At 62.3% G+C, this 17,001-nt stretch carries 16 protein-coding genes and 1 pseudogene; 6 read left to right on the forward strand and 11 right to left on the reverse strand.

What is annotated here, in order from left to right; translation table 11 throughout:
- The first annotated feature begins 21 nt into the window (after nt 1-21).
- Nucleotides 22-741 carry a PA5502 family lipoprotein gene (locus M1B34_RS04600; protein WP_123328065.1) on the forward strand — a complete coding sequence of 240 codons (720 nt, stop codon included), beginning with the start codon at nt 22-24 and terminating at the stop codon, nt 739-741.
- 44 nt (nt 742-785) lie between these two features.
- On the opposite strand, the gene katE is transcribed toward M1B34_RS04600, so the two are convergent.
- Nucleotides 786-2,924 (reverse strand): catalase HPII, encoded by a 2,139-nt coding sequence (gene katE / locus M1B34_RS04605; protein WP_268264549.1) that lies wholly within the window; start codon nt 2,922-2,924, stop codon nt 786-788.
- Nucleotides 2,925-3,192: 268 nt separating this feature from the next.
- On the opposite strand from katE, the gene M1B34_RS04610 reads away from it, so the two are divergent.
- Genes M1B34_RS04610 through M1B34_RS04620 form a run of 3 tightly spaced genes read left to right on the forward strand, consistent with a single transcriptional unit; the run spans nt 3,193 to nt 5,687 of the window.
- Complete coding sequence (locus M1B34_RS04610) at nt 3,193-4,200, forward strand: methionine ABC transporter ATP-binding protein (RefSeq protein ID WP_123328063.1); 1,008 nt, start codon at nt 3,193-3,195, stop codon at nt 4,198-4,200.
- Nucleotides 4,200-4,865: a methionine ABC transporter permease gene (locus M1B34_RS04615; protein WP_123328062.1), complete on the forward strand. Its 666-nt coding sequence runs from the start codon at nt 4,200-4,202 to the stop codon at nt 4,863-4,865. The genes M1B34_RS04610 and M1B34_RS04615 overlap by 1 nt, the downstream gene beginning before the upstream one ends.
- A gap of 48 nt (nt 4,866-4,913) precedes the next feature.
- Nucleotides 4,914-5,687 (forward strand): MetQ/NlpA family ABC transporter substrate-binding protein, encoded by a 774-nt coding sequence (locus tag M1B34_RS04620; RefSeq protein WP_123328061.1) that lies wholly within the window; start codon nt 4,914-4,916, stop codon nt 5,685-5,687.
- A 133-nt stretch (nt 5,688-5,820) separates the two neighbouring features.
- Here M1B34_RS04620 and M1B34_RS04625 read toward each other — a convergent pair whose 3' ends face one another.
- From M1B34_RS04625 to M1B34_RS04645, 5 genes are read right to left on the reverse strand one after another with little or no spacing between them, the layout of a single operon-like run.
- Nucleotides 5,821-6,456, reverse strand: a complete 636-nt coding sequence (locus M1B34_RS04625; protein WP_268264550.1) for an SCO family protein — start codon at nt 6,454-6,456, stop codon at nt 5,821-5,823.
- Nucleotides 6,453-7,352: a heme o synthase gene (gene cyoE / locus M1B34_RS04630; protein WP_123328059.1), complete on the reverse strand. Its 900-nt coding sequence runs from the start codon at nt 7,350-7,352 to the stop codon at nt 6,453-6,455. Before cyoE ends, M1B34_RS04625 begins: the two co-directional genes overlap by 4 nt.
- Nucleotides 7,340-8,419, reverse strand: coding sequence for a COX15/CtaA family protein (locus M1B34_RS04635; protein WP_268264551.1), 1,080 nt, complete (start codon nt 8,417-8,419; stop codon nt 7,340-7,342). Before M1B34_RS04635 ends, cyoE begins: the two co-directional genes overlap by 13 nt.
- Before the next feature lie 10 nt (nt 8,420-8,429).
- Nucleotides 8,430-9,023 (reverse strand): hypothetical protein, encoded by a 594-nt coding sequence (locus M1B34_RS04640; RefSeq protein ID WP_123328057.1) that lies wholly within the window; start codon nt 9,021-9,023, stop codon nt 8,430-8,432.
- A complete protein-coding gene (locus M1B34_RS04645) occupies nt 8,989-9,729 on the reverse strand; it encodes an SURF1 family protein (protein WP_268264552.1) in 741 nt (246 codons plus the stop codon). Before M1B34_RS04645 ends, M1B34_RS04640 begins: the two co-directional genes overlap by 35 nt.
- A gap of 72 nt (nt 9,730-9,801) precedes the next feature.
- Here M1B34_RS04645 and M1B34_RS04650 point away from each other — a divergent pair, with 72 nt between their 5' ends.
- Nucleotides 9,802-10,005: a twin transmembrane helix small protein gene (locus tag M1B34_RS04650; protein ID WP_123328055.1), complete on the forward strand. Its 204-nt coding sequence runs from the start codon at nt 9,802-9,804 to the stop codon at nt 10,003-10,005.
- A 7-nt stretch (nt 10,006-10,012) separates the two neighbouring features.
- Here the strand turns inward: M1B34_RS04650 and M1B34_RS04655 are convergent, their stop codons facing one another.
- The 4 genes and pseudogenes from M1B34_RS04655 to coxB form a co-directional block, all read right to left on the reverse strand.
- Nucleotides 10,013-10,900: a cytochrome c oxidase subunit 3 gene (locus M1B34_RS04655; protein ID WP_123328054.1), complete on the reverse strand. Its 888-nt coding sequence runs from the start codon at nt 10,898-10,900 to the stop codon at nt 10,013-10,015.
- 34 nt (nt 10,901-10,934) lie between these two features.
- On the reverse strand, nt 10,935-11,492 hold the full coding sequence (locus tag M1B34_RS04660) for a cytochrome c oxidase assembly protein (protein ID WP_268264553.1): 558 nt from the start codon (nt 11,490-11,492) through the stop codon (nt 10,935-10,937).
- A 25-nt stretch (nt 11,493-11,517) separates the two neighbouring features.
- Complete coding sequence (gene ctaD / locus M1B34_RS04665) at nt 11,518-13,113, reverse strand: cytochrome c oxidase subunit I (RefSeq protein ID WP_123328052.1); 1,596 nt, start codon at nt 13,111-13,113, stop codon at nt 11,518-11,520.
- A gap of 82 nt (nt 13,114-13,195) precedes the next feature.
- Nucleotides 13,196-14,322, reverse strand: a pseudogene (gene coxB, locus M1B34_RS04670) (cytochrome c oxidase subunit II).
- A 373-nt stretch (nt 14,323-14,695) separates the two neighbouring features.
- Here coxB and M1B34_RS04675 point away from each other — a divergent pair.
- The gene (locus tag M1B34_RS04675; RefSeq protein ID WP_123328050.1) at nt 14,696-15,346 is read left to right on the forward strand and encodes a hypothetical protein; all 651 of its coding nucleotides are present in this window, start codon (nt 14,696-14,698) and stop codon (nt 15,344-15,346) included.
- Between the two features lie 82 nt (nt 15,347-15,428).
- Here the strand turns inward: M1B34_RS04675 and M1B34_RS04680 are convergent, their stop codons facing one another.
- The gene (locus M1B34_RS04680) at nt 15,429-16,985 is read right to left on the reverse strand and encodes a SulP family inorganic anion transporter (RefSeq protein WP_268264554.1); all 1,557 of its coding nucleotides are present in this window, start codon (nt 16,983-16,985) and stop codon (nt 15,429-15,431) included.
- Nucleotides 16,986-17,001 lie beyond the last annotated feature (16 nt).

A 17,001-nucleotide genomic window follows, 5' to 3' on the forward strand; every position in this document is an offset into this window, starting at 1 on the left:
CGCAATTAGAGAGTCGCAGGAATGAAGCCGTTCGCCTCCCGTTATCTGCTCCTTGTTGCATTTTCCCTGCTGCTGGGAGCCTGCCAAAGCACGCCGCCCGCGGCCACCCAGGTCCCGGACGCACGGGCCACGGCCATCGCGCAGCTGGAACAAAACATCGCCAGCAGCGAGTTGGCCACCGCCGAAGACCAACTGGCAGCGTTGCAGGCCCAGTCGCCCAACGATCCGCAGCTTGAGCAATACCAGCGCCAGCTGGCCGAAGCCTATTTGCAGCGCAGCCAGATCGTCCTGCAAAAAGGTGACGTCAACGCCGCCGCTACGGCCCTGAGCCGTGCCCGGGCGCTGATGCCCAAGGCGCCGGCCCTGACCGGTGGCGTCAACAGCGCCATCACCCACGCTCGCAAAGCCGAGCTGGACCAGGCCGAGGCCGCCCTGAAAGCCGCCGAAGCCCGCCCAGTGGCCAAAGTGATCGACCCGACGGCGGAAAGCACCACCATTGCGCTGAACATCCGCGATATCAAGCAACTGCGCCGACAACTGGACGCGATTGCCACCGATGTCGTGAATTATGAGTGTGAAGTGAGCATCCAGGCGCCCCGCACCCAGGATTACCCGTGGCTGGCCACGCTGCTGAGCAAGCGGGTGAAGAAACTGGACAGCACCTTCGACCTGAAGATCGAGCGCCAGATCCTGCGGCACATTCCCGCACAAATGGTGCTGATCCCACGCAAGGCGCAATAACGCCCAGGGTCGCCAGCCCGGGCTGGCCGACCCCGGCACGCTCTTTAGGCCGGCACGGCCTTGGCTTTCGCCTCCCTGTCCCAGACCCGATGCTCAGCCATCGCGGCAAACAACGCTTTGAACAGCTGGGCATCCTTGCCAACGATCAAGCCGGCATCCTCCTCCAACCTCAGCACATCCAGCAATTGCCCGGCATCCCCGTGCAGGGCGATAGCCTTGAGGTGCTTGTAGGCTTCCAGCAGGTAATGCAGGGCCACGCCATCGCTGCTCAGCGCCTTGATCGAGGCCGCACCACCCGGCACAAACACCGCATCAAACGCCACCGACGGCAGCCCCTCCATCGAGGCATCCACCGGCAACTGTTTGCCATCGGCGGTGGTCACTGGCGCCGAGGTCGGGCCAAGCAACTTGGCATGGGCCCCTTCGGCTTTCAGGGCCTGCTGAAAAGCGCTGATCGCCGCCCCATCGACGCCATTGGCCGCCAGAATTGCTACTTTTCGGGTTTTTATACCGCCCGGCAGCAAGTTGACCTGGCTCAACGCCGGCGAGCGCGCCAACGAGGTCTTGCGCTCGGCCACCGTGGGCGCTTTCGGCGCTGGCAGGCCGAGGTTCTGGGCCACACGGCCGGCCAGTTCAAGGTCGATATTGGCGAGGATCTCATTCACCTGCCGCTCACGGATCCACAAGCGCTCGACCTTGCCCAACTCAAAGCTGTAGGCCGCGATGATGTGCTCCTGCTCGTGCTTGCTCATGCTCTTGAAGAACAGCCGGGCCTGGGAGAAGTGATCGCTGAACGACTCACTGCGCTGGCGAATCTTGTGGGCGTCGATCCGTTCGTTGTAACTCTCAAAACCGCCATCCTGTGCGGCCGCCGGCGTTTCCTTCGGCCAGCCGCCATCGATGGAGTTGGGCTCGTAAGACGCTCGCCCCTTGTCGATGGTGGTGCGGTGCATGGCATCGCGCTGGCCATTGTGGAAGGGAGCCACTGGCCGGTTGATCGGCAGTTCGTGGAAGTTCGGCCCACCCAGGCGGCTGATCTGCGTGTCGGTGTAGGAAAACAACCGGCCCTGCAGCAGTGGGTCATTGGAGAAGTCGATACCCGGCACGATATGCCCCGGGCAGAAGGCGACTTGCTCGGTCTCGGCGAAGTAGTTGTCCGGGTTGCGGTTAAGCACCATTTTGCCCAGGGGCGTGATGGGCACCAGCTCCTCGGGAATCAGCTTGGTGGGGTCGAGAATGTCGAAGTCGAAACTGTGCTCGTCCTCTTCGGCGATGATCTGTACGCCAAATTCCCATTCCGGGTAATCCCCCCCTTCGATGGACTCCCACAAGTCCCGCCGATGGAAGTCGGTGTCCTTGCCGGCGAGCTTCTGCGCTTCATCCCAGACCAGGGAACAGGTGCCCACCGTTGGCCGCCAGTGGAACTTGACGAAGCTCGACTGGCCCTCGGCATTGATCAGGCGAAAGGTGTGCACGCCAAACCCCTGCATGCTGCGCAGGCTTTTCGGAATGGCCCGGTCGGACATGGCCCAGATCACCATATGGGCCGATTCGGGCTGCAGGGAGACGAAGTCCCAGAAGGTGTCGTGGGCCGAACCGCCGGTGGGTATTTCGTTGTGGGGCTCGGGCTTCACCGCGTGTACAAAGTCGGGAAACTTGATGGCGTCCTGAATGAAGAACACCGGCATGTTATTGCCCACCAAGTCGAAGTTGCCCTCGTCGGTGAAGAACTTCACGGCAAAACCGCGCACGTCACGCACCGTATCGCCGGAACCGCGAGGCCCCTGCACGGTGGAAAAGCGCACAAACACCGGGGTCTGCTTGGTCGGGTCAGAAAGGAACCCGGCCTTGGTCAGGGCCGAGTGGTTGCCGTAGCTTTGGAAGTAGCCATGGGCGCCCACGCCGCGCGCATGGACGATGCGCTCGGGGATCCGCTCATGGTCAAAATGGGTGATTTTCTCCCGCATGATGAAGTCTTCCAGCAACGAAGGCCCGCGGGCACCGGCTTTCAGGCTGTTCTGGTTATCGGCGATCTTGACGCCCTGGTTGGTGCGCAACGCCTGTTCGGTGGCATCGGAACGGAAGGGCTCCAGGCTCTCCAGCTTGCTGTTGCTATTGCCCCGATCCAGGGTGTCAGTCCCGGCCAGCTGGCTTTTGCGGGCGCTTGGCTTCTTGGTACTCATCAGACAAAAACTCCTCGTGTGCAAAATCCCGGGCGAACCCGGGCTTCATGAGCAAGTTGTCCAGGCACGGTACCTGGACACTTTGGAGTGGCTAAGTAGTGACTGATGAGCGAAGAGCACCGTTCCTTTTTTATGACCTTTGATCGCGTTATTGCCAAATGGAAGGATGATCGCGAAATAAATGCTAAGAACCTCTATACGGACAGGCTAAAATGCCCGCCCGGCTTACCGCTGACCCCTTTTCAACGCGCCCCACAAGGTTCGCTACGTGATCGAGTTTCAAGACGTCCATAAAACCTACCGGGTTGCCGGCAAGGATATTCCCGCCCTGCATTCGACCAACCTGCGGGTCGAAAACGGCCAGGTGTTCGGCCTGATCGGCCACTCCGGGGCGGGTAAAAGCACCCTGTTGCGCCTGATCAACCGCCTGGAAAACCCCAGTGGCGGCAAGATCATCGTCGACGGCGAAGAAGTCACCGCCCTCAACGCCAACGGCCTGCGCCGTTTCCGCCAGCAGGTCGGGATGATTTTCCAGCACTTCAACCTGCTGGCGTCCAAGACCGTGGCCGACAACGTCGCCCTGCCACTGACCCTGGCCGGCGAACTGTCCCGCAGCGAGATCGACAAGCGGGTCACCGAATTGCTGGCCCGAGTCGGCCTGGCCGACCACGCCAAGAAGTACCCTGCCCAGTTGTCCGGCGGCCAGAAGCAGCGCGTCGGCATCGCCCGCGCCCTGGCGACCAAGCCGAAAATCCTCCTGTGCGACGAGGCCACCAGTGCCCTCGACCCGCAAACCACGGCGTCGGTCCTGCAACTGCTGGCCGAGATCAACCGTGAGCTGAAGCTGACCATTGTGCTGATCACCCACGAAATGGATGTGATCCGCCGCGTCTGCGACCAGGTGGCGGTAATGGACGCTGGGGTCATCGTCGAGCAAGGCTCGGTGGCCGAGGTGTTCCTGCATCCCAAGCACCCGACCACCAAGCGCTTCGTCCAGGAAGACGAGCAGATCGACGAAAGCGAACAGCGCGACGACTTTGCCCACGTGCCTGGGCGCATCGTGCGCCTGACCTTCCAGGGCGACGCCACCTACGCGCCGCTGCTGGGCACCGTGGCCCGCGAAACCGGTGTGGACTACAGCATCCTCGCCGGGCGCATCGACCGCATCAAAGACACCCCTTACGGGCAATTGACCCTGGCCGTGACCGGCGGTGACATGGAAGCGGCCTTTGCCCGCTTCACCGCAGCGGACGTCCACATGGAGGTGCTGCGCTGATGGATACCTTCTTCGCCAACATCGACTGGCTGGAAATCTGGCTGGCCACCGGCGACACCCTGATGATGCTCGGCGGTTCGCTGCTGTTCACCGTGCTCCTGGGCCTGCCCCTGGGCGTGCTGCTGTTCCTCTGCAGCCCGCGCCAATTGCTCGAGCAAAAGAACCTCTACGCGCTGCTGTCGCTGGTGGTGAACATCCTGCGCTCGCTGCCGTTCATCATCCTGCTGATTGTGATGATCCCCTTCACGGTGCTGATCACTGGTACGTCCCTGGGCGTCGCCGGGGCCATTCCGCCGCTGGTAGTGGGCGCCACACCGTTCTTTGCACGCTTGGTGGAAACCGCCCTGCGTGAAGTGGACCGCGGCATCATCGAGGCCACCCAGTCCATGGGCGCCACCACCCGCCAGATCATCACCAATGCCTTGCTGCCAGAAGCCCGCCCGGGCATCTTTGCAGCCATCACCGTGACCGCGATCACCCTGGTGTCCTACACCGCCATGGCCGGCGTTGTGGGTGCCGGCGGCCTCGGCGACCTGGCGATCCGTTTCGGCTACCAGCGTTTCCAGACCGATGTGATGGTGGTGACGGTGATCTTGCTGTTGGTGTTGGTTCAGGTTCTGCAAACCGTCGGCGATAAGCTGGTGGTGCACTTTTCCCGCAAATAAATGCAATGCCGGCGCCCGGGACCGGGCGTCTTACAAGGAGCTTGTTCGATGAAAAAACTACTCGTCGCTTTCGCAGCCGTGGCCGCGTTTTCCGCCCACGCCGCCGAAACCCTGACCGTGGCCGCCACACCGGTGCCCCACGCCGAGATCCTGGAATTCGTCAAACCGGCCCTGGCCAAAGAAGGCGTGGACCTCAAGGTCAAAGTCTTCACCGACTACGTGCAGCCCAACGTGCAAGTGGCCGAGAAACGCCTGGACGCCAACTTCTTCCAGCACCAGCCGTACCTGGATGAGTTCAACAAGGCCAAGGGCACTCACCTGGTGAGCGTTGCCGGCGTGCACCTGGAGCCCCTGGGCGCCTACTCCAACAAGGTCAAGAAACTCGACGAGCTGCCAGGCGGCGCCAACGTAGTGATCCCCAACGACGCCACCAACGGCGGCCGTGCCTTGCTGCTGTTGGCCAAGGCCGGGCTGATCAAGCTCAAGGACTCGAACAACATCCTGTCCACCGTCAAAGACATCACCGAGAACCCGAAAGACTTGAAGTTCCGTGAACTGGAAGCCGCCACCATTCCCCGCGTGCTGACCCAGGTCGACCTGGCGCTGATCAATACCAACTACGCCCTGGAAGCCAAGCTGGACCCGTCCAAGGACGCCCTGGTCATTGAAGGCAACGACTCGCCTTACGTGAACATCCTGGTAGCCCGTCCTGACGACAAAGACTCGGACGCCATGAAGAAACTGGTCGCCGCCCTGCACAGCCCGGAAGTGAAGCAATTCATTCTCGAGAAATACAAAGGCGCGGTACTGCCAGCCTTCTAACAACCTTAGGCGCTGGCTTGCCAGCGATGCGCCGCTCAAGAGCGCTATCGCCGGCAAGCCGGCTCCTACACGTTGTAGAAACACAAACGGGGCGCCTCAGGGCGCCCCGTTTTATTTGCGGCGGTTCTTCCGCTTACGGGCGTTGCAACATCACCGGCAACTGGGCCACCAACTTCTGGTTGTTCAGCGGCGCACGGATAAAGCCCCGCTGGGTGCCGTCCGGGCCGATCACCGCCAGGTTGCCGCTGTGGTCCACGGTGTAGTTGGGTTTGCTGGTGTCCGCCGGAATAAACGGGATGCTCACCGCATTGGCCAGCTTCTGCAGATCTTCCACCGAAGAGGCGGTCAGCCCCTGGAAGTCCTTGTCGAAATAGCCCAGGTACTGCTTGAGCTGCTGCGGCGTATCACGATGGGGGTCGACGCTCACCAGCACCACCTGCAGCTTGTCCACCGCCTCCTTGGGCAGCTCGCTCTTGATCTGCCGCAGTTGGGCCAAGGTGGTGGGGCAGATGTCCGGGCAGAAGGTGTAACCGAAGAACAGCAGCGACCACTTGCCCTTGAGTTCATCGATCACCACCGGCTGGCCATTCTGGTCCGTCATCTTCACGCTCGGCAGATTGCGGCTTTGCGGCAGCAGGATAATCCCGGCGTCGATCAACGCAGTGGGGTCGCCCTGGCCCTTGCCGGACAGCACTTTGTTAACGGTCAGGCCCAGTACCAGGGCCACCAGCGCCACAAGAATAAAGACGGTTTTCTGAGTTCGAGTCATAGGGTCAACAATAGGTAGTGGTCTACGAGCAGGGCGATGAACAGCAGGAACAAGTAATAAATAGAGTACTTGAAGGTGTTGATCGCCGCGTGCGGCCGAGTGCCACGGTACAGTACCCAGGCCCATTGCAGAAAGCGCGCACCCAATCCCAGGGCACACACCAGGTACAACACGCCGCTCATGTGGATCACGAACGGCAGCAGGCTGACCGCCAGCAGGGCAAAGGTGTAGAGCAGGATATGCACCTTGGTGTAATGCTCGCCGTGGGTCACCGGCAGCATGGGGATATCGGCCTTGGCGTACTCCTCCTTGCGGTGAATGGCCAGGGCCCAGAAGTGCGGCGGGGTCCAAGCGAAGATGATCAGTACCAGTAACAGCGGCTCGGCACTGACATGCCCGGTGGCCGCCACCCAGCCGAGCAGGGGCGGGGCGGCGCCGGCCAGGCCACCGATCACAATGTTCTGCGGGGTCGCGCGTTTCAGAAAGCCGGTGTAGATCACCGCGTAACCGAGCAGGGAAGCCAAGGTCAGCCAGGCAGTCAGCGGGTTGGTGAACGCCAGCAACAGGGCCTGGCCGGCTAGGGCCAGGAGCAGGGCGAAGGTCAGGGCCGCGCTCGGCGAAACCCGGCCCTGGGCCAGCGGGCGTTTGTGGGTCCGGGCCATCACCGCATCGATGCGCCGATCCACCACGTGGTTGACCACCGCCGCGCCCCCCGCGCACAAGGCGATCCCCAGGTTGCCGAACACCAGCACCGTCCAGGGCACGCCGGCGCGGGTGGCGAGGAACATGCCGACCAGGGAAGTGATCAGCATCAACACCACCACCTTGGGCTTGGTCAGCTCCAGGTAGTCGCGCCAGATCGCCTGGCCCGCCCGTTCACCGATCAGAGTCGCCATGGCAGCTCTCCTTTTAAGGTTATGAGCCCGGCCACGTGTTTACGTGGGCTGAGGCGCCAGCCAAAGGGCCGTTGGTCCTTGACCCGGACCAGGCTGGTGCGGGCGTGGTAATTGACCAGCACCAGGGTCAGCAACAGCGCCGCGCCCCCGGCGTTGTGGGCCACGGCTACCGGCAGCGGCAGGTGGAACAGCACGTTGCTCACCCCCAGGGTGATCTGCACCCCGAGGGCCAGCAGCACCAACCCGGCCAGGCGGGTCATACCCACGTGTCGCAACTGCCAGGCCAGCCCCAGCAGCACCAGGGTCACCACCAGCGCACCGATGCGATGGGTCAGGTGAATGGCGGTGCGCGCCTCGCTGTCGAGCTGGCCGCCCAGGTAGTTGGGGCCGATGTGCTGGGTCAGGTGAAAGCCGTTGGCAAAATCCGCCGCCGGCCACCACTGGCCGTGACAGGTGGGCAAGTCGATACAGGCCACCGCCGCATAGTTGGAACTGACCCAGCCGCCCAGGGCGATCTGCCCGATCACCAACACCAAGCCGGCCGTGGCCCAATATTGCAGGCGCCGCGGCACAATCAACGCCGGCAACACCCCGGACAACCGCAAGGTCAGCAGGAACAATAGGCTCAAGGTGGCAAAGCCGCCGAGTAAATGCGCAGTGACCACTTGCGGCCAGAGCTTGAGGGTCACCGTCCACATGCCGAAGGCCGCCTGGGCAAACACCACCGCCAACAGGAACAACGGCAGTTTCAAGGGCTGCCCGGGGTACTGCCGATGACGCCAGGCGCGTGCCGCCAACAACACGATCAACAGCCCCAGGGTGCCGGCGAAGTAGCGGTGGACCATCTCGTTCCAGCCTTTATGAGCCTCCACCGGCGTGTCGGGGAAATGCAGCTCGGCATGGGCCAACTGGGCTTCGCTGGCGGGCACGCTGATAAAGCCGTAGCAGCCGGGCCAATCCGGGCAGCCGAGGCCGGCGTGCGTCAGCCGAGTATAGGCACCGAGCAGCACCACAATCAGCGCCAGCAAGGTGGCAAACAACGCGAGGCGAAATCCAGGTTTGGCCATGACGATGCCCTTATCCGATGTTCGACAGTTTCAGCAGGTGGCGCAGGTCGTTAAGCAAGTCCTTGCCGTTGACCCGGGCGTCGTAGCGCAGCACCAGGTTGCTGTGGGGGTCGACGATCCACAGCTGCGGCGCCTCTTGCTCATGGGCGCCCTTGATAAAAGTCGGCAGGTCCAGGGGGTAGCGCTGCAACTGCGGGTACTCACGCGCCAGCGTGGCCTGGTAGTTGGCACTCAAGGGCTGGGCGCTGGCCAGGGCATGGCTGGCCCGGGATGCATCGCGCCCCAGGGCGACTTGGATCTGCCGCGCCAGGTACACCAGTTGCTGGCAATCCTCGGCACAGCCCTTGGGCGCGGTCACCAGGATCTGCCAGCGCTCCTCGTCGGCCTGTACGCCGATCTGGGCGCGGGTCTGGCCGTTACCGATCAGCTCACCGTGGTAGCTGCGGCTTTCCGGCACCCAGAACTGCAGCTTGTACATGCCGGTGGCGAGGACCATGGGGCCGATCACCATGGCCAGGATCAGGATCAGTTGCCAGCGCCCGCGACGCCGGCTCTGCGGTGCCGACGGCTCAGACATGTTGGTTGGATTGATGGCCGTTCCCATGCGGTTTCTCCCTTGCGTTGTGCCAGCCGAGATAGAGGTAGAGCGCAAACAAAGCCAGGGCCATGGCGAACCACTGCACCGCGTAGCCCAGGTGTTTTTCCGGCCCCATGGCCACCACCGGCCACTGGGTGAGGTAGGCGCCCGGGCCGGATTCCTGGCGCACTTCGTAAGCAAAACCGCTGCGGCCCAACTCACTCCAGAGCTTGCCCGGCTCCACCGCCGTCACCAGCCGGGGCCAGCGGGCGCCGGCCGGATCGGCGTGCAGTTGAAAGGTCGCGCCCGGGGCGACATAGACCCAGGCATCCAGGCTTACCGGCTGCTCCGGGGTGCTGAACACCGGTGGCGTGCGCCGGTCAGGCCAGGGCAACCAGCCGCGATTGAGCAGCAACCAGTTTCCGCTGGCCTGGTCCTGAAAGGGTTGCAGCAACTCCACGCCGACCTGGCCGTCGTGCTGGCGGTTGTCCAGCAGCACGCTGTGCTCGGGATCAAAATGACCGTGCAAGCGCACCCGGCGGAAGGCCGGATCCTGAACACTTAGCAGCTCATGCACCGACAGTGGCTCGGCGGCCCGGCGCTCGGCGTAACTGGCCAGCAGCTCGCGCTTCTGCTCGCCACGACTCAGTTGCCAAAACCCCAGGGCCACCAGGATGGGCAGCAGCAACAGCACCACCAGGCTCGGCGCCAGGCCGGGGCGAAAGCGCTTCATGTGGGCGCCGTAAAGTGCGCAGATCGACTCGCTATACTGCTGTTCATCGTCATTCCCCCCGGGAGTCCCGCCATGCTCAAAGCAGCGATCGTCCTGATGCTGATTGCCACGGTTATCAGCCTGTTCAGCGGCCTGTTCTTTTTGGTCAAGGACGACAGCGGCTCCAAGCGCGTGGTCAATCTGCTGACCGTTCGGGTGTGCCTGGCCGCGATCACCGTGGGCTTGATCGCCTGGGGTTTCTTCAGCGGCCAGTTGGTCTCACACGCCCCCTGGTAGCGGCGTTTCAGAGCACGTAGACAAAGACGAACAGCCCGATCCACACCACATCGACGAAGTGCCAATACCAACTCGCGGCCTCAAAGCCGAACTGGTGCTCGGCGTCGAAATGCCCGCGCAGGATGCGCATCAGCATCACGAACAGAATCAGCGTGCCGATGGTCACGTGGGCACCGTGGAAACCGGTGAGCATGAAGAAGGTCGCGCCATACACCCCCGATCCCAGGGTCAGCCCCAGTTCTTTGTAGGCATGGATGTATTCCTCGGCCTGGAAACCAAGGAACGCGCAGCCGAGCAGGACGGTCAGCGCCAGCCAGATTTTCAGCGCGCCGCGATGACCTCGTTTCAAGGCATGGTGGGCGATGGTCACCGTGACGCTGGAACTCACCAGAAGAACGGTGTTAAGCAGCGGCAGGCCCCAGGGGCTGATGGTGCCCTTGGGCGTAGGGAAGAGTTTGGGGTCGGGGTTATTGAGCAGCGGCCAGACGAACTCGAAGTTCGGCCACAGCATATGGGCCAGGCCCTTGCTGCCTTCCCCGCCCAGGGCTGGCCCGGAGATATGGCGCACGTAAAACAGCGCACCGAAGAAGGCGATGAAGAACATCACCTCGGAGAAGATGAACCAGCTCATGCCCCAGCGGAACGAGCGGTCGAGCTGGGCGCTGTACAAGCCGGAACGGCTTTCCTTGATCACCGCCCCGAACCAGCCGAACAGCATGTAGGCCAGCAACAGGCCGCCGACAAAGAAGATCAGCGGGCCATGGGATTCCGGACGCGCCGCCTTGAGGTCGTTGAACCAGGTCGCCAGGCCAAACACGGTGACGAACATGCCCACCGTCGCGATGATCGGCCACTTGCTCTGGGCGGGAACGTAATAGTGCTCATGAGTCGCCATTGATTGTTCTCCTTATCGGGCACGCTAGAACGTCTTAACCACCGGTCTTGGCAGTGACCGCCACAGGTGGATGACGCGCGGTGATATCGAACAGCGTGTAAGCCAGCGTCAGGTGCTTCACATCCTTGGGCATGTCACGGTCCACGATGAAGCGCACCGGCATCTCGATCTTTTCACCGGGCTGCAACACTTGCTGGGTGAAACAGAAGCATTCGGTCTTGTGGAAATACATCGCCGCGCTGCTCGGTGAAATGCTCGGCACCGCCTGAGCGCTCATCGGGCGATCGCTGGGGTTATGGGCGATAAACACCATTTCGTTCACCGCTCCGGGGTGGACCACGATGTCATCGGACTTGGGGTAGAAGTCCCAGACCATGTCGATGGCGTTGGTTGACAAGAACTGCACCCGCACCTGGCGCGATGCGTCGACCTGCTGCCCCTGGTCCGCGTACTGGCCGCCGGTCTTGCCGTTGATGCCCAGGGCCTTGCACATCACGTCGTAGATCGGCACCAAGGCGAAACCGAAGACAAACATCGCCACCACCACCAGCAACAGGCGCGTCACCAGCTTCTTCAGCGAGATTTCGGCCATTTCAACCTCCCCGGGTAGGAGCTGTTCATTTCACTTCCGGCGGCGTGGTGAAGGTGTGATACGGCGCAGGCGAAGGAATGCTCCATTCCAGCCCTTCGGCCCCATCCCACGGTTTGGCCGGTGCCGGCTTGCCGCCACGGATGCACTTGATGACGATGAACAGGAAGAAAATCTGCGTAGCGCCAAAGGTGAAGGCACCGATGGACGAGACCATGTTGAAGTCGGCGAACTGCAGGTTGTAGTCCGGGATCCGTCGCGGCATCCCCGCCAGCCCGACGAAGTGCATGGGGAAGAACGCCATGTTCATGCCCACGAAAGACAGCCAGAAGTGCAGCTTGCCCAGGGTTTCGTCATACATATGCCCGGTCCACTTCGGCAGCCAGTAATAGGCCGAAGCGAAGATCCCGAAGATCGCCCCCGGCACCAGCACGTAATGGAAATGCGCCACCACGAAGTAGGTGTCCTGGTACTGGAAGTCCGCCGGGGCGATAGCCAGCATCAAGCCGGAGAAGCCGCCGATGGTGAACAGAATGACGAAGGCCACAGCGAACAGCATCGGCGTCTCGAAGGTCAGCGAGCCCTGCCACATGGTGCTGACCCAGTTGAACACCTTGACCCCGGTGGGCACGGCGATCAGCAGGGTCGCGTACATGAAGAACAGTTCGCCCACCAACGGAATGCCCACCACGAACATGTGGTGCGCCCAGACAATAAACGACAGGAAGGCGATGGAGCCCGTGGCATAGACCATCGAGGTGTAGCCAAACAACGGCTTGCGGCTGAAGGTCGGAATGATCGAGCTGACAGCGCCGAAGGCCGGCAGGATCATGATGTACACCTCGGGATGCCCGAAGAACCAGAACACATGCTGGAACAGCACCGGGTCGCCGCCGCCGGCAGCACTGAAGAAGCTGGTGCCGAAGTGAATGTCCATCAGCATCATGGTCACGCAGCCAGCCAGCACCGGCATCACTGCGATCAACAGGAACGCGGTGATCAGCCAGGTCCAGACGAACAGCGGCATTTTCATCAAGGTCATGCCCGGGGCACGCAGGTTGAGGATGGTGGCGATCACGTTGATCGCGCCCATGATCGAACTGATGCCCATCAAGTGGATGGCGAAGATAAAGAAGGTCACGCTTTCCGGGGCGTAAGTGGTGGAGAGCGGGGCGTAGAAGGTCCAGCCGAAGTTCGGCCCGCCACCGGGCATGAACAGGGTCGAGACCAGCATCAGAAAGGCTGCCGGCAACAGCCAGAAGCTGAAGTTGTTCATCCTCGGCAGGGCCATGTCCGGCGCCCCGATCATCAGCGGGATCATCCAGTTGGCCAGCCCGACAAAAGCCGGCATCACCGCGCCGAAGACCATCACCAGGCCGTGCATGGTGGTCATCTGGTTGAAGAACGCCGGCTCGACGATCTGCAGCCCGGGCTGGAACAGCTCGGCGCGGATCACCATGGCGAAGGAGCCACCGAGCAGGAACATGCAGAAGCTGAACCACAGGTACAGGGTCCCGATGTCCTTGTGGTTGGTGGTCAGAACCCAGCGCATCAGGCCCTTGGCCGGGCCATGGGCGTGGTCATCATGGCCGGCGTGGCCGTGGTCATCGATCACTGCACTCATGCCCTGTCTCCTGCAAACGGGTGGGCTGGACGCTCAAGGGCACTGCACCCCGAGCGGTTGCGGAAATACCCAATAAGCCGGCTCATTGGCTTTCCGCCTGTTTCAGCGCCAGCACTTCTTTTGGCGTGACCATGTCGCCCTTGTTGTTGCCCCAGGCGTTGCGCTCGTAAGTGACGACCGCAGCGATATCGACTTCCGACAACTGCTTGCCGAAGGCGCCATGGCGGTGCCCGGCTTGCCGTGGAAGACGATGCTCAGGTGAGCCTCCTTGGGCCCGGTGGCGATTTTCGAGCCTTTGAGGGCCGGGAACATGGGCGGCAGGCCCTGGCCTTCCGCCTGGTGACAGGCAACGCAGGTGGTGTGGTAGATCTTGTCGCCGCGCGCCACCAACTCGTCGAGGGTCCATTCCTTGCTGGTCAGTTCCTTGAGCTTGGCGGCTTCGGCTTTGCGCTCGCCCATCCAGGTGTCGTAGTCGGCTTTAGTCTTGACCTCGACCACGATCGGCATGAACCCATGGTCCTTGCCGCACAGTTCGGCGCACTGGCCACGGTAGATGCCGGGCTTGTCGACCCGGGTCCAGGCCTCGTTGACGAAGCCGGGGATGGCGTCGCGCTTGACCGCAAAGGCCGGCACCCACCAGGAGTGGATCACGTCGGCCGCCGTCACCAGAAAACGCACCTTGGCGCCCACCGGCAGCACCAGCGGCTGGTCCACTTCCAACAGGTAGTGCTCGCCTTTGACGGCCTGGTTATGGATCTGCTCGGCGGGGGTGGCCAGGTTGCTGAAGAACTCCACGTCCTGGCCCAGGTATTTGTAGTGCCATTTCCATTGGTAGCCGGTGATCTGGATGTCCACGTCCGACTCGCTGGCGTCGTACATCTTGATCAGGGTCGCGGTGGCCGGCACAGCCATGGCCACCAGGATCAGGAAGGGGATGATGGTCCAGAGAATTTCGACCGTGGTGCTTTCGTGGAACTTGGCGGCCACCTGCCCGGTGGAGCGACGGTGAACGATCATCGACCAGAACATCGCGCCGAAGACAATGATGCCTATCACCACACAGATCCAGAAAATGGTCATGTGCAGATCGAAGACCGCGTGGCTTATTTCGGTCGCTCCAGGCGCCATATTCACGGTCCAGGCGGCGTTCGCCTGGCTGAATATCGACCACAACAGGAGGCCCATCCAGACTTGTGGATGTCGCATCATTGCGGGTTCCCCTTATCGTTCTTGTTATCCCGTAGGCTTAACGCCTGCGGCCAAGGGAGCGGCTGCCTAGACTACGAACTTAAACCGCCGAGCCTTCGCTGCACGGGCAGCAGGGCGTCATCAGCTAACTTCATACAAGGCCGAGTATAGACAGCGAGTTCGACCTCGCAACGCAGGGGGGCAAATCAGCAAAAACAGCATGGACAGGCCACACAAGCCACGAAAAGAGGGGGGTTGGCAGAGGAAGATGGCAATTCGATATAACCGCCATGACTAAGCATGAAATAATTATGACAAATGCGTCTTAGCCGATTTTTTGATCAGGCTAACTTATGTCTGCCCTCTTTAATTGCCCATGGTCCCTGGAGTTTTCATGAACACCGCCGCGTTGCGCGAGCAAATCCGACTGGCCCAGCAACACGAAGCCAGCACAGGCCAATTGACGCGTCAATTGGAAACCCAACTGCCTCACTTGCACCCCGCCATCCAACTGCCTGATGTCGACGCCAACGGCGTGATGACCCGTTTTGTCGCCGCGTATATCGACCAAGTGCCCGACCTGCTCGACGCTGCCAACGAGGTCGCCCGCGAGGCCGGCATCGAATCGCAGATCAAGCCGGTACTGAAAATTGCCGAGCAGTTCTTTATCCAGCCGCCGGCCATCATGGACGGCCATGTCGGCCTCGATAGCCTGCTGGACGAGGCCTACCTGGCTCACCGCCTGGTGGAAGAGGTCAACGATCTCTACATCAAACACTTCGGCCAGCCGCTGATCCCTCTGGACACCACGGTCGCCAACCTGATCGCCCACCAACTGATCGGCGAAGACTTCGCCAACCAACTGGATGAAGCGGTGCACCACGCCGTGGACGCCATGCTCGATGAAGACAGCTTCGCCCTGGAGTCGGTGGAAGCCTACCGCGACAAGCTCGCCAGCCCGGACACCGAAGCCGCCTGGAAACGCTGGCCGTGCCTGTCACGCCAACTGGGTGTGGAACTGGAACTGGACCAGCCTGCCGCCTGAATCACAGCCCACATGACCCGGGCTGATTGAACCCAAAACGCGTGGCGAGGGGGCTTGCCCCCACTCGCCACGAAGGGTGCACTCAGCGCCCGCCGGTATCGACCGCAACCATCGCCCGCCCCGACCCCACGCCCGTGGTGGTGGTCAAGCGTCCCTCCAGGCGCCGCTTCAAGCCTCGCTCCTCGATCAACAGCCGGTTGCCCTTGGCGCTGTTGGCCCGTGCCCATTCCTCCAGCAATTCCAGGCAGGAATGATCGATGTAGTTCAGGTTATTCAGCGGTACGTGCACGGTGGTGCCCGCCGGGATGGTCCCCAGAACCCGGGTCAACGCCGGCACTTTGAGAAAGGTCGCCGCCCCCACCAGTCGCAACTCCATCTCACCAGGCTCTGGCAGGTCGATCAGGCTGATTTTCAAGCGCGAGGCTTTCCAGGCCAGCTGGGCCAGGGTCAGGCCGAAACCAATCAGTACCCCGGTGAGCAAGTCGCTGAAGATAATCGCCAGGGCCGTGACCCCGTAGATCAGCATCGGCATCCGCCCGTAACGTCCCAGGCCACGGAAAGCCTTGAGGTCCACCAGTTTGAAACCGGTGTAGACCAGCACCCCGGCCAGGCTCGCCACCGGAATGCTTTGCAGCACGCTGGACAGCAACAGCACAAAACCCAGCAGCCACAAACCATGGAAAATCGCCGAATAACGTGTCGTCGCCCCCGCCTGGACATTGGCCGAACTGCGCACAATGACGCCGGTCATGGGCAACGCCCCTAGCAATCCGCAGAGCATATTGCCGACGCCTTGGGCCGAGAGTTCGCGGTCAAAGTCCGAACGCTGGCCGCTGTGCATGCGGTCCACAGCAGCGGCCGAAAGCAGGGTTTCAGCGCTGGCGATAAAGGCCACGGCGAAGGCCGCGATCAATAACTGCGGATCCGCCAGGTTGAGCAGGTCGCTGGGGCGCAACCAGTCGATGGCCTCGGCCAGGTTTTCCGGCACGTTGACCCGGTTTACCTGCAACGCCAGGACCAGGCTTACGCAGGTCGCCGCCCCCACGCCAAGCAAGGCGCCCGGGATAAAACGCAGCGCCTGGGGGCGAAGTTTTTCCCAGAGGTACATCACCGCGATGGTGCCCAGCCCCAATGCCCCGGCCTGCCAGCCCAGGCTCGGCAAGGCCTCGGCCACCGCCCCCGGGAAGCCCGCCAGGTTATCCAGCCCCGAGGCATTGGGCTTGGCGTCGAGCATCACATGGACCTGGGACAGCACGATCAACACACCAATCCCCGCCAACATGCCGTAGACCACCGCCGGCGCCGTGACCCGGAACCAGCAGCCCAGGCGCAAACGCCCGGCCAAGAGTTGCAGGAAGCCCGCCAGCAGCAGGATTGGTCCCAACATCACCACCCCGTGCTGGCGCACCAATTCGAACACCAGCACCGCCAGCCCGGCGGCCGGGCCGCTGACCTGCAGGGGAGAGCCGGCCAGCCAGCCCACCACCAGCCCGCCGATGATCCCGGTAATCAAGCCCTTGGCCGGCGGCAGGCCCGAGGCAATGGCGATCCCCATGCATAGGGGCAGGGCCACCAGAAACACCACCACGGACGCCATCAGCTCCCGTGGCAAAACCGCTTTGAGTTGTGCTGCACGCATGACAATTCTCCCGAAG

Origin of the sequence: Pseudomonas morbosilactucae, assembly GCF_023241715.1 — a bacterium.
Lineage (GTDB): Bacteria > Pseudomonadota > Gammaproteobacteria > Pseudomonadales > Pseudomonadaceae > Aquipseudomonas > Aquipseudomonas morbosilactucae.